The organism is Streptomyces qaidamensis (assembly GCF_001611795.1).
Lineage (GTDB): Bacteria > Actinomycetota > Actinomycetes > Streptomycetales > Streptomycetaceae > Streptomyces > Streptomyces qaidamensis.
This window is the reverse complement of record NZ_CP015098.1, coordinates 2,938,750-2,954,134: the sequence shown is the minus strand read 5'-3', so window position 1 is coordinate 2,954,134 and position 15,385 is coordinate 2,938,750. Positions and strand designations below refer to the sequence as shown.

The following is a 15,385-nucleotide window of genomic DNA, read 5'->3' as shown; positions in this document are numbered from 1 at the left end:
AGGTCGGCACTCGTACGCGCAGTACGGCTCGTCACCCTGATCCAGGCCGATCCTGCCGACCCCGCCGGGGCCCATCTGGATGCACGACGGGTCCCAGCCGTCGACTTCCACGCCGGCGGAGATGGTGTGCCCGCACACGTTGTGGATGTCGGCCCACCACTGGCCGTGGGCGCCGGGCTTCGCGCAGCCCGGCTCCGGAGCCTGGATCACCGGTGCCGCCTCGGACGCCGCCGAGGCGGTCCCCATGGCGGCCGGCACCGCCAGCAGCACAACGCGACTTCGCTCCGCGTTGGTGGTGGCCGCCGCAGGTCACACGCGAGGGTGAAATGACCGCATCAAGCCTGTAGGAGGAGAACGTCCGGATTCATCCGAGCGTTTCTTCGGCCCTGGCCAGCGCCCTTTGCACGCCCGGCTCCCGCGGCCCGAGGAACCGCGATCCGGCCGGAACACCGCGTCCAGCGCGGCCTTCCCGGCGGCGAGGATCTCCCGGGCGCCCCCGTAGTACCAGGTCGCGTCGTGCACGGCGTCCACCCCGACCCCGTACGACTCCACCCCGGCCGCCTCGCACAGCGCCACCGCCCGCCGGATGTGGAAACCCTGGCTGATCAGCACGGCCTGGTCCACCCCGAAGATCTTCTTCGCACGCACGCAGGAGTCCCAGGTGTCGAACCCCGCGTAGTCGCTGACGATCCGCCCGCCGGGCACCCCGTGCCGCGTCAGATAACCGCGCATCGCGTCCGGCTCGTCGTAGTCCTCCCGGCTGTTGTCCCCGGTGACCAGCACCACCTCGACCCGGCCCTCCCGGTACAGCTTCGCCGCCGCGTCCAGCCGGTGCGCCAGGTACGGCGAGGGCTCCCCGTCCCACAGCCCGGCACCGAACACCACCGCCACATCGGTACGCGGCACATCCGCCGCCGTACGCAGCCGGTCACCCGCCACGGCGTACATCCACGTCGCCGGAAGCAGCGCGAGCACGCACCCGGCCATCACGGCCTGCACCAGCCTCCGCTGCCCCCGCCGGGTACGCGGCAGTCGCGGTCTGCGGAACGTCACACGGCGCATCGGACGGTCCCTCCCCAGGTCGGCCCCTCGACAGTCAGGGACGTCCTCCCGGCCCGCCCGGTTCACCCGCGGCCACGTGATCAGCTTCACGTCGCCGTGGAAACCGCAGGTCAAGACGGCTCACACACCCACTGTCCCGCATGGTGAACCGCTGGAAAACACCCGTGACGCCCACGCAACGGGAAGGCAACGTGGCGCCGCGACCATCTGTGCATGCCCAGTCAGCTCAGCCTCGTCCCGCCGCCCGCCACGCGCCGCCCGGCCCCGCCCGCCCTCGTGGTCGTGGCCCACGGCAGCCGCGACCCCCGCGCGCTGAGCACGGTGAGCGCGCTCCTGGACCGGGTCCGGGCCCTGCGCCCCGACGTGCCGGTGCACCTGGGCCACATCGAACTCAACGCCCCGCTGCTCCCCGACACGCTCGCCGCCCGCGGAGACACGGAGGCGGTCCTCGTGCCCCTGCTCCTCAGCCGCGGCTACCACGTCAAGCGGGACATCCCCGAGATGGCGGCGGCCTCCCGGGCCCGCACCCACCTGGCCGCCCCCCTCGGCCCGCACCCGCTCCTGGTCGACGCCCTTCAGGCCCGCCTCACGGAAGCCGGCTGGGGCGGAACCCCCCACCGCACCAGCGCGGTCGTCCTCGCCGCGGCGGGCTCGCGCGACCCGGACGCGAAAGCGGACACCGCCCGCACGGCCCACCTCCTGGCGGCCCGCCTGGGCGTCCCGGTCATCCCGGCCTACGCCTCGGCCGCCACCCCCACGGTCCCGACCGCGGTCCGCACCCTCCTGGCAAGGGGCCGCCGCCACATAGCCCTCGCGTCCTACTTCACCGCCCCGGGCCGCTTCGCCACGGAGTGCGCCCAGAAGGCCCCCTGGATAGCAGCGGCTCCCCTGGGCACCCACCCGTCGATGGCCCAACTCGTCCTCCACCGCTACGAGGAAGCGCTGACGGCGGCTGCCGAACCGGCACTGGCCTCGGCCTGAAACGGGGAGTGGGGCCGCGTCCTCAGGGGCGCGGGGAACTGCGCGACAGGCCACGACGAGCCCGCACGCGCCACACCACCGGACTCGGCACACGGGACGGCGCACAGCGCACCCGTGCCCGTACTGTCGACACATGGCAGGCACCGCACAGAACCCCCCGGCCTACGACCCGACGTCAGTCGACCGCTGGGCCCCGGAACCAGACAAACGCCCCGGCCGCACCGCCTTCCAGCGCGACCGGGCCCGAGTCCTCCACTCCGCCGCCCTGCGACGCCTGGCCGGCAAAACCCAGGTGGTAACGCCCGGCACCCGGGGCCCCGCCTGGGACGCCAGCCCCCGCACCCGCCTCACCCACTCCCTCGAATGCGCCCAGGTCGGCCGCGAACTCGGCGCGGCCCTCGGCTGCGACCCCGACCTCGTCGAAGCCGCCTGCCTCTCCCACGACCTCGGCCACCCGCCCTTCGGCCACAACGGCGAACAGGCCCTCAACGAGTTCGCGGCGGACTGCGGCGGCTTCGAGGGCAACGCCCAGTCCCTCCGGCTCCTCACCCGCATCGAGCCCAAGCGGTTCACCCCGGACGGCTCCGTCGGCCTCAACCTCACCCGCGCCGCCCTCGACGCCGCCACCAAGTACCCCTGGCCCCGCGGCGCCCACCCCACCGACCCGGCCTCGAACAAGTTCGGCGTCTACGAGGACGACCGCCCGGTCTTCGACTGGCTCCGCAAGGACGCCCCCGGCACCCGCACCTGCTTCGAGGCGCAGGTCATGGACTGGTCCGACGACGTGGCCTACTCGGTGCACGACGTGGAGGACGGCCTGCACGCCGGTCACATCGACCCGAACTGCCTGCACGCCGATCCCGAACGCCGGGACGTCTTCCAGGTCGCCCGCGGCCGGTACGTGCCCGCCGACACCGATCCCGCCGAGCTCGCCGAGGCCCTGGACCGGCTGCTCGCCCAGGAGTGGTGGCCGCACGGCTACGACGGCACCGCCGTCGCCCAGGCCCGCCTGAAGGACGCCACCAGCCAGCTCATCGGCCGCTTCTGCCTGGCCGCCGAGACCGCGACCCGTACCGCGTACGGAGCCGGGCGGCTCACCCGCTACGCCGCCGAGCTGGTCGTCCCGCGCGAAACCCGGATGGAGTGCGCCGTCCTCAAGGCCGTCGCCGACCTCTACGTCATGCAGCGCGCCGAGCAGGAACGCCTGCGCGCCGACCAGCGGATCGTCGTCGCCGAACTCGCCGAGGCTCTCACCACCCGCGCCCCGGAGGGCCTGGACCCGCAGTTCCGCGCCCTGTTCGACCAGGCGGCGGACGACAGGGCGCGCAAGCGGGTGATCGTCGACCAGATCGCCTCCCTCACCGACACCTCCGCCCGTTCGCTTCACGTCCGTCTGACGGGACAGGCATGAGACTGACGCGAGGGGAGGGACGCGAGCGCCCTCCCCTGTGACCCTCCGTGGCCTGATCGGGTCACTCCCTCTTCCCGCACCACGCTCCGTGCGGGACGCTCGCAAGTGGCGACACCTTCACGAGGAGGCACCAAGTGGTCGACGCGGATCAGACATTCGTCATCGTCGGAGGCGGACTGGCCGGCGCCAAGGCGGCGGAGACGCTCCGCGCGGAGGGCTTCACCGGCCGCGTGATACTGATCTGCGACGAACGCGACCACCCCTACGAGCGCCCGCCCCTGTCCAAGGGCTACCTCCTCGGCAAGGAGGAGCGCGACAGCGTCTTCGTGCACGAACCCGCCTGGTACGCGGCCAACGACATCGAGCTCCACCTCGGCCAGACCGTCGACGCGATCGACCGTACGGCGAAGACGGTCCGCTTCGGCGAGGACGGCACGGTCGCCCGCTACGACAAGCTGCTCCTGGCGACCGGCGCCGAGCCCCGCCGCCTCGACGTGCCGGGCACGGACCTGGCGGGCGTGCACCACCTGCGCCGCCTCGCCCACGCCGAACGCCTCAAACACGTCCTGACCAACCTCGGCCGGGACAACGGCCACCTCGTCATCGCCGGCGCCGGCTGGATCGGCCTGGAGGTCGCGGCGGCGGCCCGCGAGTACGGCGCGGAGGTCACGGTCGTCGAGCACGGGCCGACCCCGCTGCACGGCGTGCTAGGCCCGGAGCTCGGCGCGCTCTTCGCCGAGCTGCACCGCGAGCACGGGGTGCGCTTCCACTTCGGCAGGCGGCTGACGGAGATCGTCGGCCAGGACGGCATGGTCCTCGCGGCCCGCACGGACGACGGCGAGGAGCACCCGGCGCACGACGTGCTGGCGGCGATCGGCGCGGCCCCGCGCACCCACCTGGCGGAGGCGGCCGGCCTGGAGATCGCCGACCGGGCCCACGGCGGCGGCATCGTCGTCGACGAGCGGCTGCGCACCTCCGACCCGGACGTCTACGCGGCCGGAGACGTCGTCTCCTTCCCGCACGCCCTCTTCGGCACGCGGGTACGGGTCGAGCACTGGGCCAACGCCCTCAACGGCGGCCCGGCGGCCGCGCGCTCCATGCTGGGCCACGACGTGACGTACGACCGGGTGCCCTACTTCTTCTCCGACCAGTACGACCTGGGCATGGAGTACTCCGGCTGGGCACCCCCGGGCAGCTACGACCAGGTGGTGATCCGCGGGGACGCCGGGAAGCGCGAGTTCATCGCGTTCTGGGTGAAGGACGGCCGGGTCCTGGCCGGGATGAACGTGAACGTGTGGGACGTCACGGACAAGATCCAGCGCATGGTCCGCTCCCGGGCCCCGGTGAACACCGAGGCCCTGGCGGACCCGCGCGTTCCGCTGGACAGCCTCGTCTCGTAGCCGCCGGGGCCGTCAGGAGTGTCGGTTCGCCGCCGTGCTGCAATTCCCGGGGGGCGGCCCCCGGACCCCCGGCCGGAAAGCCGTCTCGCCTCAGGAGTGTCGGTTCGGCCCCGTAGACTCACCTCGTGGCTGGACGGATCAACGACGAGGACGTGAAGGCGGTACGGGACGCGGTCCCGATCGACGCCGTGGTGTCCGAGTACCTCCAGTTGCGCAACGCGGGCGGCGGCAACCTGAAGGGACTGTGCCCGTTCCACGACGAGAAGTCGCCCTCCTTCCAGGTCAGCCCGAGCAAGGGGTTCTTCCACTGCTTCGGCTGCCAGGAGGGCGGCGACACCATCACGTTCGTGATGAAGATCGACCACCTCTCCTTCTCGGAGGCGGTCGAGCGCCTGGCCGGCCAGGCGGGCATCACCCTGCGCTACGAGGAGGGCGGCTACAACCCCTCCCACCAGCGCGGCGAGCGGATCCGCCTGGTCGAGGCCCACAAGATCGCCGCCGACTGGTACGTGGAACAGCTCGCGACCAGCCCGGAGGCCGACACCGGCCGCCAGTTCCTCGCCGAACGCGGCTTCGACCAGGCCGCCGCCCAGCACTTCTCCGTCGGCTACAGCCCCCAGGGCTGGGACCACCTCACGCGCTTCCTGCGCGGCAAGGGCTTCACCGACAAGGAACTGATCCTCTCCGGCCTCTCCCAGGAGGGCCGCCGCGGCCCCATCGACCGCTTCCGCGGCCGCCTGATGTGGCCCATCCGCGACATCGGCGGCGACGTCGTCGGCTTCGGCGCCCGCAAGCTCTACGAGGCGGACAACGGCCCCAAGTACCTGAACACGCCCGATACGGCGATCTACCGGAAGTCGCAGGTCCTCTACGGCATCGACCTGGCGAAGAAGGACATCGCCAAGGCGTCCCGCGCGGTCGTCGTCGAGGGCTACACGGACGTCATGGCCTGCCACCTCGCCGGTGTGACGACCGCCATCGCCACCTGTGGCACCGCCTTCGGCGGCGACCACATCAAGATCCTGCGCCGCCTGCTCATGGACAACGGCTCGGCCCGGGTCATCTTCACCTTCGACGGCGACGCCGCCGGCCAGAAGGCGGCCCTGCGCGCCTTCGAGGACGACCAGAAGTTCGCCGCCGAGACGTACATCGCCATCGCCCCCGACGGCATGGACCCCTGTGACCTGCGCCTCGCCAAGGGCGACGAAGCCGTCGCCGACCTCGTCGAACCCCGCACCCCGCTCTTCGAGTTCGCGCTGCGCCAGATCGTGAGCCGCTACGACCTCGACACCCCGGCGGGCCGCGCGTCCGCGCTGGACGAGGCCGCCCCGATCGTCGCCCGCATCAAGAACAGCGGCGCCCAGCACGAGGTCGCCGTCCAGCTCGCCGGGATGCTCGGCATCCTCGACACCCAGTTCGTGGTCAAGCGGGTGGCCCAGCTGGCCCGCTGGGCCCGCGACCGCGGCGGCAAGGGCCCCGCCCCTGAGCGGCACCACCAGGGGCAGCAGTACGCCGGCCCGCCGCAGTCCGCCACCCCCCGCGGCCCGGCCCTCAACCTCCGCAACCCGGTCTTCGCCACCGAGCGGGAGCTGCTCAAACTGGCCCTACAGCGCCCCGAGTTGGTCTCCCCGGCCTTCGACGCGTACGGCGTGGACGAATTCACCGCCCCGCCCTACGCCGCCGTCCGCCAGGCCATCCTCGACGCGGGCGGCGCCGAACCGGGCGTGGCCGACCCCCAGGACTACCTGGTCAGGGTCCGTGAGGCCGCCCCGGACGACGCGGTCCGCGCGATGGTGACGGAACTGGCCGTCGAGGCGATCATGCTGCACAAGGGCGTGAAGGGGGTCGACGAGGTGTACGCGGGCGCCCAGTTGGTGACGGTCCGCCGCCGGGCCGTCGAGCGCCGTATCCGCGACATCACCGGCCGCCTCACCCGCCTCGGCACCCACGGCGACCCGGCGCAGCTCGCCGCCGTGCAGAACGAGCTGTGGGTCCTCCAGCAGTACGACCAGACCCTGCGAGAGCACGGCGCCGCGGCGCTGTAGGCCGGGTCAGGCCCCGCTCTCCTCGAACGTCGGGGTCACGGCCCGCACCAACCGGTCGGCGAACGCCCGCTCGTCGTTCCTGAACTGCGGATACTCCGTGACGAAGTGGTTCCACTCCACATACCCGACCGCCTCCACCACGTGCTCCAGGACGATCTTCTCGCGGTACGGGTACGGCCACTCGCCGGACAGCCGGAACACCTCGTGCAGCAGCTCCCGGCGCAGCGGATGCCGCTCGGCCAGGAGCACGGCGTCGTACAGGTCCTTGCCCTGCGCGTACGTGTCGTTGATCAACCACATCAGCTTCCACGCCAGCGACAGCTCCGGCGTCGCGGCCTGCACGATCGCGCCGCCCGGCAGCTCGACCGGCTCGGGTTCCTCGGGCAACCGCTCGTTGAAGACGAAGTCGAGCTGGACGTGCCCGCCGGGCAGCCCCGGCGCGCTCCAGGGCAGCAGCATCCGACGGCCCGGCACCCGCTCGTAGCTCCAGATGTCCTCGGCCACCGCGCCCCGGGCCGAGATCCCGACCTCGCGCCCGCGGGCGTCGGCCAGCGTCTGTGCGGCCTCTGCGATCCCGGTCAGCATCCGGTCCGTACGCCCGTCGTCGATCCGCCAGGCCGGCGGTACGACGACGAAGTCCAGGTCCCCGGGTTCGCGGGCGGCGCCGCCGAACCACACCGACATCAGCACGCTGCCCCGCAGTACCAGCGAGTCCACCCACTCCGAGTCGGCGATCGCGGCCAGCACCAGGTGCAGGGCCCGGCGGCGGGCCGCTCGCCATGCCTCACCCCGAGTCGGGTCGGCGAAGCGCGGGTCGGTGGCGCGGTAGGCGTTCTGGTAGTGCTTCAGGGCCGGGTCGAAGACCGGGAGCTGCACCACGTCGTCCCCCGGCACCGGCCGGAGCGACTTCGGCAGCTGCTGGGCCTTGCGGGTGGCGTCGTCCAGGGGCTCACGGGGAATCTCCGTGTTCGCCCAGCCGAAACCCTGCCACGACTGTTTCATCCCGACACCCCCACCGGCTCCCCGAGCCATCCGTCGTCCATCGACACATCACTGTCGTGCAGGACGAACTCACGCTCCACGCCCAGCACTTCGTATCCGCCCAACTCGGTGAGCAGCCGTTCCAGCTCCCGGCCCGCGCCCTCGGCGTCCACCCCGCGGCACCGCTGGGTCACGAACCGCTCGTGCCGTGCGCCCGCACGGACCCGCCGGGCGTTCCACGACAGATGGGCGCCGTGCGGGAGCACGCGGGCGGTAAGTCGCGCGAGGTCCGCGTCCGGAGCGAGCAGCAGCTTCACATGGTGCTCGAAGTACCGTCCGTCCGCGCAGGGCCGACGCGGCACCTCAGGCGCCCACGGCGACGACTCGATCTTCACGCGCACAGGTTCGAAGCCGTCCGCCCGCAGGCGCGCGGTCACCTCCCGCGCCCGTCGGAACTCCTCGGCATACGACGCGGAACCGCACAGGGTGAGCATCGGCTGGTCGCGCATCCGGCCCCTGGCCAGCACGATGTGCGTGAGCTTGAACCCGCCCGCCGCCGCCCAGCGGCGCAGCCGGGCGACCTCGTCGGGGCCGGCGCAGCGGACCGTCACATGCGACTCGTACAGGGAAGCGGACATCGGATGATCGTCGCAGACCGGCGGCGCATGAGGCATCCGGGTTTCCCACGAGGGGCGACCGCGCGGTCACGGACCGGCAGCAAAAAGTCATCGCACGCCCCTCGTGGCGACGATGTGTCTTACCCCACACTGGGTTCCGGTGCCTGAGTCCTCGGAGCGCGGCCGATCCGTCACCGACGGGTCCCAGACCCCCGTGGTTCCGCTCATCCCGTACGGGACGGAAAGCGGCGAGGCCGTCGACTCCGCCCCCGAAGTACCGCTGCCGTACCCCCTGGCAGCGATCATCCTGGAGGTCGCCCCCGTGCAGACCCAGACCCTCACCCAGACCGACGCCGGTGCCGCCCCCGGCGCCGACGGGACCGCGCCGGACGCGGAGGCCGACGCCCTGTCCGCGGTCCCGGCGCAGAGCCGCGCCGCGCACCACCCCGAGGCGGAACCGGAGCCGGAGGAGCCGCCCGCCGGTGCCGTGGAGCCGGCCGAGGTCCCCGAAGCCGTCGAACCGCCGCCCCTGCGCACCGAGACCGGAAGCCCCTCCTCGGACCTGTTCCGCCAGTACCTGCGGGAGATCGGCCGCATCCCCCTGCTGACCGCCGCGGAGGAGGTCGAACTCGCCCGCCGTGTCGAGGCCGGCCTGTTCGCCGAGGAGAAGCTGCGGCTCACCCCCGACCTGGACAGCCAGCTCGCCGTGGACCTGGACCGGCTCGTCGTGATGGGCCGCATGGCCAAGCGCCGTCTCATCGAGGCGAACCTGCGCCTGGTCGTGTCGGTGGCCAAGCGCTACGTCGGCCGTGGTCTGACGATGCTGGACCTCGTCCAGGAGGGCAACCTCGGCCTCATCAGGGCCGTCGAGAAGTTCGACTACGCCCGCGGCTACAAGTTCTCCACGTACGCCACGTGGTGGATCCGCCAGGCCATGTCCCGCGCCCTGGCCGACCAGGCCCGCACGATACGGGTCCCGGTCCACGTGGTGGAGCTCATCAACCGGGTCGTCCGCGTCCAGCGGCGCATGCTCCAGGAGCGGGGCTACGAGCCGACGCCGGAGGAGGTCGCGGCCCACCTGGACCTCGCGCCGGAGCGGGTCAGCGAGGTTCTGCGCCTCGCCCAGGAGCCGGTGTCCCTGCACGCGCCCGTCGGCGAGGAGGACGACGTCGCCCTCGGTGATCTGATCGAGGACGGCGACGCGGCATCGCCCGTCGAGTCGGCGGCGTTCCTGCTGCTCAGGGAGCATCTGGAGGCGGTCCTGTCGACGCTGGGGGAGCGGGAGCGGAAGGTGGTGCAGCTCCGCTACGGGCTGGCGGACGGCCGCCCGCGCACCCTGGAGGAGATAGGCCGCATCTTCGGTGTGACGCGGGAACGGATACGGCAGATCGAGTCGAAGACCCTCAACAAGCTGCGGGACCACGCCTTTGCCGATCAGCTGAGGGGCTATCTGGACTGACGCCGGTCCGCGCTCCGACCCGAGGGGCGCGGGGAACTGCGCGACCGGCCCCCCGGCTCGCAGCCGCCCCGCGACCCACGCGGCACCCCCGGATCGCGACTCAGTCGACCTCGGCCACCGCCTGCGCGAACTGTGCCTGGTACAGCCGCGCATAGGCCCCGCCCGCCGCCAGCAGCTCCTCGTGCGCCCCCTGCTCCACGATCGACCCGTTCTCCATCACGAGAATCGCGTCCGCGTCCCGGATCGTCGACAGCCGGTGGGCGATGACGAACGACGTACGCCCGTGCGCGAGTTTCGCCATGGCCTTCTGGATCAGCACCTCCGTCCGCGTGTCGACCGAGCTCGTCGCCTCGTCCAGCACCAGGATCACCGGGTCGGACAGGAACGCCCGGGCGATGGTGATGAGCTGCTTCTCACCCGCGCTGACCCCCGCCCCCTCGTCGTCGATCACCGTGTCGTACCCGTCCGGCAGCGTCCGGACGAACCGGTCCGCGTGCGCCGCCCGGGCCGCTTCCTCGATCTCCCCGCGGGTGACCTCCCGGGACGCGCCGTACGCGATGTTCTCCGCGATCGTGCCGCCGAACAGCCAGGTGTCCTGCAGCACCATGCCGATCCCGGCGCGCAGTTCGTCCCGGGACATCCGCGCGATGTCGACCCCGTCGAGGGTGATGCGCCCGCCGGTGACGTCGTAGAACCGCATCAGCAGGTTCACCAGCGTCGTCTTGCCGGCGCCCGTCGGTCCGACGATGGCCACCGTCTGCCCGGGCTCGACCTTGAGCGACAGGTCCTCGATGAGCGGCTTGTCGGGGTCGTAGCGGAACGCCACGCGCTCCAGCGCCACCAGCCCCCGCAGCTCCTCGGGCCGCACGCCCGGCACCGGATCGGCACTCTGCTCCTCTGCGTCGAGCAGCTCGAAGACCCGCTCCGCGGAGGCGACGCCCGACTGCACCAGGTTCGCCATGGAGGCGACCTGCGTCAGTGGCATGGAGAACTGCCGCGAGTACTGGATGAAGGCCTGCACATCACCGATCGACAGTGAGCCCGAGGCGACCCGCAGCCCGCCCACCACCGCCACCAGCACGTAGTTGAGGTTCGACACGAACATCATCAGCGGCTGCATCACCCCGCTGTTGAACTGCGCCTTGAATCCCGCCTCGTACAGCGCGTCGTTCTGCTCGGCGAACTGCTGCGCCGACTCCTCCTGACGCCCGAACACCTTCACCAGAGCGTGCCCGGTGTACATCTCCTCGATGTGCGCGTTCAACTGCCCCGTCGAGCGCCACTGCTGCACGAAGTGCGGCTGCGACCGCTTGCCCACCCGCGTGGCCACGACGAACGACAGCGGCACGGTCACCAGCGCGACCAGCGCGAGGATCCAGGAGACGTAGAACATCATCGCGAGGACGCCGATGATGGTCAGCACCGAGTTGATGAGCTGCCCCATCGACTGCTGGAGCGTCTGCCCGATGTTGTCGATGTCGTTCGTCGCCCGGGACAGCACCTCACCGCGCTGGCGCTTGTCGAAGTACGACAGCGGCAGCCGCGACAGCTTCGTCTGGACGTCCTCGCGCATCCGGAACATGGTCCGGTTCACGGCCCGGTTCACCAGCCGCGTCGCCACCGCCATCAGCAGCCCCGCCACCGTGAACACGACCAGCGCGATCAGCAGCACATGCCCCACGGCCGTGAAGTCGATGCCCTCGCCGGGAGTGAAGTCGGTGCTGCGCAGCATGTCGGCGACGTCTCCGTCCCCGCGCTGCCGCATGGAGTCGAGGACCTGCTCCTTGCTCGCCCCCTGCGGCATGCCCCGTCCGACGAGGCCCGCGAAGACCAGGTCGGTCGCCTTGCCGAGGATCTTCGGCCCGACGACGTTGAGGCCGACGCTGAGCACCACGCACAGCAGCAGCACGCAGATGGTCGCGCGCTCCGGCCGGAACCGTGCGACGAGCCGTTTGCCGGATCCCTTGAAGTCCAGCGAGCGCTGGTCGGGGCCGCCCCCCGCCATCATCCGCCCCATGGGCCCCGCCATCAGGCAGCCTCCGCTTCCGTGAGCTGGGAGAGCACGATCTCCCGGTAGGTCTCGTTGTCCGCCATCAGCTCGTGGTGCCGCCCGGTGCCGACGACCCGGCCCTCGTCGAGGACGACGATCCGGTCGGCGTCCCGGATGGTCGCCACCCGCTGGGCGACGATCACCACGGTCGCCTCGGCGGTCTCCTGGGTGAGCGCGGCCCGCAGGGCGGCGTCCGTGGCGTAGTCGAGCGCGGAGAAGGAGTCGTCGAAGAGGTAGATCTCGGGCCGCTGCACCAGCGTCCGGGCGATCGCGAGCCGCTGCCGCTGCCCGCCGGAGACGTTCGTCCCGCCCTGTGCGATCGGCGAGTCGAGACCGCCCTCCAGCCGCTCCACGAAGTCCTTGGCCTGCGCCACCTCCAGCGCGTGCCACAACTCCTCGTCGGTGGCGTCCGGATTGCCGTAGCGCAGGTTGGTCGCCACGGTCCCCGCGAACAGGTACGGCTTCTGCGGCACGAGCCCGACGGTCCTCGCGAGCAGCTTCGGATCGATCTCCGCGACCTCGACACCGTCGACGAGCACCTGCCCGTCGGTCGCGTCGAACAGCCGCGGCACCAGCCCGAGCAGGGTGGACTTGCCGCTGCCGGTCGAGCCGATGACGGCCGTCGTCTCACCCGGCCGGGCCACCAGGTCGACGGCGCGCAGCACCGGCTCCTCGGCACCCGGGTAGCGGAAGCCCGCCCCGCGCAGCTCCAGATGCCCGTGCCGGCGCAGCTCCCGCACCGGCGCCGACGGCGGCACGACACTGGAGGAGGTGTCCAGCACCTCCTGGATGCGCTCGGCGCAGACCTCCGCGCGCGGCACCATCATGAACATGAAGGTGGCCATCATCACGGACATGACGATCTGCATCAGATAGGCCAGGAACGCGGTCAGGTCACCGATCTGCATCCCGCCGCTGTCGATCCGGTGCGCTCCGAACCACACCACGGCGATCGACGACAGGTTCACCACCGTCATGACGATCGGGAACATCAGCGCGAGCAGGTTGCCGGTGCCCAGCGCGAAGTCCGTGAGATCGGTGTTGGCCTTCCGGAAGCGCTGCTGCTCGTACTCGTCGCGGACGAAGGCGCGGATCACGCGGTTGCCGGTGATCTGCTCGCGCAGCACCCGGTTCACCGAGTCCAGCCGCTCCTGCATCGCCCGGAACAGCGGCCGCAGCCGCCGCACGATCAGCGTCACGCAGATGCCCAGCACCGGCACGACCGCCACCAGCACCCCGGACAGCGGCACGTCCAGACCGAGCGCGAGCACGATGCCGCCCGCGCACATGATCGGCGCCGACACCACCAGGGTGAACGTCATCAGCGCCAGCATCTGCACCTGCTGGACGTCGTTCGTCGTCCGCGTGATCAGCGACGGCGCCCCGAAGTGGCCCACCTCACGCGCGGAGAACGACTGCACACGGTCGAACACGGCACCGCGCACGTCCCGTCCCAGCGCCGAGGCCGTACGGGCGCCGTAGTACACGGCACCGATGTTGCACACGACCTGGACCAGCGAGATGCCGATCATCAGACCGCCGTAGCCCAGGATGTAGCCGGTGTCGCCGTTCACGACGCCCTGGTCGATGATGTCGGCGTTCAGCGTGGGCAGGTAGAGCGTGGCGCAGGTCTGCAGGAACTGCAGCAGCACCAGCAGGGCGATGGGTCTCTTGTAGGGCCTGAGATAGGTCCGCAGGAGTCGTATGAGCACGCTGCTTCTCTCGGAGTGGGCGACGGAGCGGTTGGTTGCCCCTGGCCCCTATCGTCGAACACTCCACCGGTGTTACCTCAACCGAATTAACCCAACAGGCGGTCAAAGGTCAGAGGGCTCCGGGATGCGTCTGCTCCCGCACCGCGACGAACTGCTGCCGCACCGCCTGCCCCACGGCCAGTTCGTCCCCGGGGTCCAGCACCTGCGCCACCGCGCCCTGCCAGACCGGCGGGTTCCGCACGTCGAGCGTGCCCTGCGACGCCCCGAGCGCCCAGGCCGCCTGACGGGCGGCGCCGATCGCCGCGTAGTCCGCCGGCTGCGGCACCACGACCTGCGTCCCGAACAGCATGGGCGCCGCCGCCTGCACGGCGGGCAGTTCGGCGGCCTGCCCGAGCAGGAACACGCGCCGCACGTCCACGCCCCGGCCGCGCAGCACGTCCAGCGCGTCCGCGAGCCCGCACAGCATCCCCTCGAACGCGGCCCGCGCCAGGTGCTCCGCCTTCATCGACTCGCGCCGCAGCCCGGCCAGGGTCCCGGCCGTGTGCGGCAGGTTCGGCGTCCGCTCGCCCTCCAGATAGGGAAGCAGCACCAGCCCGTGCGACCCGGGCGTCGACTTCATCGCGAGGTCGGACAGGCTCTCCAGATCGGGCAGCCCCAGCAGCTCGGCGGCCCCGCGCAGGGTCCGTACGGCGTTCAGCGTGGTGACGACGGGCAGGTGCATGCCGGTCGCGTCCGCGAGCGCGGTGATCATGCCCGACCCGTCGACCAGGGCCTCGGGGTGCACGGCCATCACGGACCCGGACGCGCCCAGCGACACCACCGCGTCGCCGAGGCCGATGCCGAGACCGAACGCCGCCGCCATGGTCTCGCCGGTGCCGACGGAGATCAGCAGCCCCTCCGGCGTCGTACCGGCCGCGTCCGCCGGACCGATCACCTCCGGCAGCATCACCTGGTGCCCGAGCGCCAGCTCCACGAGGTCGGGCCGGTAGCCGCCGGTCGCCGCCGACCAGTAGCCGGTGCCGGACGCCCCGCCCCGGTCGGTGGTCCTCCTGACCGGCCGGCCCAGCAGTTGCCACACCAGCCAGTCGTGCGCCTGGAGGAGGATCGCGGTGCGCTGCGCGTTCTCCGGCTCGGTCCGGGCCATCCAGCGCAGCTTCGTGACGGGCTGCGCGGCCTGCGGTACACAGCCCACGGCCTGCGCCCACGCCTCACGCCCGCCGAGCGCGTCGACCAGGTCGGCCGCGGCGACCTGCGTCCGCTTGTCGCCGCCGACCATCGCCGGCCGCACGGTGTTGCCCTGCGCGTCCAGCGGCACGACGGCGTTCTGCTGGGCCGAGACACCGATCGCCTGCACACCTTCGAGCAGCCCACCGCCCGCGGCCTCGCCCAGAGAGAGCAGCCACGCCTGCGGATCGACGTCCGACGGCCGGCCGCCGCCCGCGGGGCTCTCCACCGGATGCGGTGCATATCCCTGCCTGAGCACGGCTCCGGTGTCCGAGTCACAGACGACGATACGAGTGAAATCGGGTGAACTGTCCAACCCGGCGACTATCCCCATGGCCAAAATTCTGCCGTACGCTCCGCTCGGGTTGAGCCGTGGGCGCCGTGGATCTTGACGCCGGTGCGCGGGTGCGGGGTTCGTCGTGGCTGGTCGCGCGGTTTCCCGC

10 protein-coding genes and 1 pseudogene are annotated in these 15,385 nt (G+C 71.8%); 5 read left to right on the top strand and 6 right to left on the bottom strand.

The genetic code is table 11. The features are described 5' to 3' along the window. Window positions 1–364: 364 nt before the first annotated feature. Window positions 365–1,062: pseudogene (locus A4E84_RS12935) on the bottom strand (SanA/YdcF family protein). A 213-nt stretch (window positions 1,063–1,275) separates the two neighbouring features. On the opposite strand from A4E84_RS12935, the gene A4E84_RS12930 reads away from it, so the two are divergent. The 4 genes from A4E84_RS12930 (at window position 1,276) to dnaG (ending at window position 6,899) form a co-directional block, all read left to right on the top strand. Further along, window positions 1,276–2,043 (top strand): sirohydrochlorin chelatase, encoded by a 768-nt coding sequence (locus A4E84_RS12930; protein WP_062926717.1) that lies wholly within the window; start codon window positions 1,276–1,278, stop codon window positions 2,041–2,043. 133 nt (window positions 2,044–2,176) lie between these two features. Beyond that, a complete protein-coding gene (locus A4E84_RS12925) occupies window positions 2,177–3,454 on the top strand; it encodes a deoxyguanosinetriphosphate triphosphohydrolase (RefSeq protein WP_062926716.1) in 1,278 nt (425 codons plus the stop codon). Between the two features lie 134 nt (window positions 3,455–3,588). Further along, window positions 3,589–4,854 (top strand): NAD(P)/FAD-dependent oxidoreductase, encoded by a 1,266-nt coding sequence (locus A4E84_RS12920; protein ID WP_062926715.1) that lies wholly within the window; start codon window positions 3,589–3,591, stop codon window positions 4,852–4,854. Window positions 4,855–4,979: 125 nt separating this feature from the next. Beyond that, window positions 4,980–6,899 carry a DNA primase gene (dnaG, locus tag A4E84_RS12915; protein WP_062926714.1) on the top strand — a complete coding sequence of 640 codons (1,920 nt, stop codon included), beginning with the start codon at window positions 4,980–4,982 and terminating at the stop codon, window positions 6,897–6,899. A gap of 6 nt (window positions 6,900–6,905) precedes the next feature. Here dnaG and A4E84_RS12910 read toward each other — a convergent pair whose 3' ends face one another. Both A4E84_RS12910 and A4E84_RS12905 read right to left on the bottom strand, forming a co-directional pair. Further along, window positions 6,906–7,901: a nucleotidyl transferase AbiEii/AbiGii toxin family protein gene (locus tag A4E84_RS12910; protein WP_062926713.1), complete on the bottom strand. Its 996-nt coding sequence runs from the start codon at window positions 7,899–7,901 to the stop codon at window positions 6,906–6,908. After that, complete coding sequence (locus A4E84_RS12905) at window positions 7,898–8,518, bottom strand: hypothetical protein (RefSeq protein ID WP_237304901.1); 621 nt, start codon at window positions 8,516–8,518, stop codon at window positions 7,898–7,900. The genes A4E84_RS12910 and A4E84_RS12905 overlap by 4 nt, the downstream gene beginning before the upstream one ends. A gap of 139 nt (window positions 8,519–8,657) precedes the next feature. Between A4E84_RS12905 and A4E84_RS12900 the strand changes: the two genes are divergently transcribed. Next, the gene (locus A4E84_RS12900; protein WP_062926711.1) at window positions 8,658–9,956 is read left to right on the top strand and encodes an RNA polymerase sigma factor; all 1,299 of its coding nucleotides are present in this window, start codon (window positions 8,658–8,660) and stop codon (window positions 9,954–9,956) included. A 100-nt stretch (window positions 9,957–10,056) separates the two neighbouring features. Here the strand turns inward: A4E84_RS12900 and A4E84_RS12895 are convergent, their stop codons facing one another. The 3 genes from A4E84_RS12895 to A4E84_RS12885 all read right to left on the bottom strand — a co-directional run bounded on the left by A4E84_RS12895 (window position 10,057) and on the right by A4E84_RS12885 (window position 15,276). Further along, a complete protein-coding gene (locus tag A4E84_RS12895; protein WP_062926710.1) occupies window positions 10,057–11,985 on the bottom strand; it encodes an ABC transporter ATP-binding protein in 1,929 nt (642 codons plus the stop codon). Further along, window positions 11,985–13,718, bottom strand: coding sequence for an ABC transporter ATP-binding protein (locus A4E84_RS12890; RefSeq protein ID WP_062926709.1), 1,734 nt, complete (start codon window positions 13,716–13,718; stop codon window positions 11,985–11,987). Before A4E84_RS12890 ends, A4E84_RS12895 begins: the two co-directional genes overlap by 1 nt. A 109-nt stretch (window positions 13,719–13,827) precedes the next feature. After that, window positions 13,828–15,276: a xylulokinase gene (locus tag A4E84_RS12885; protein ID WP_062926708.1), complete on the bottom strand. Its 1,449-nt coding sequence runs from the start codon at window positions 15,274–15,276 to the stop codon at window positions 13,828–13,830. Window positions 15,277–15,385: the final 109 nt, after the last annotated feature.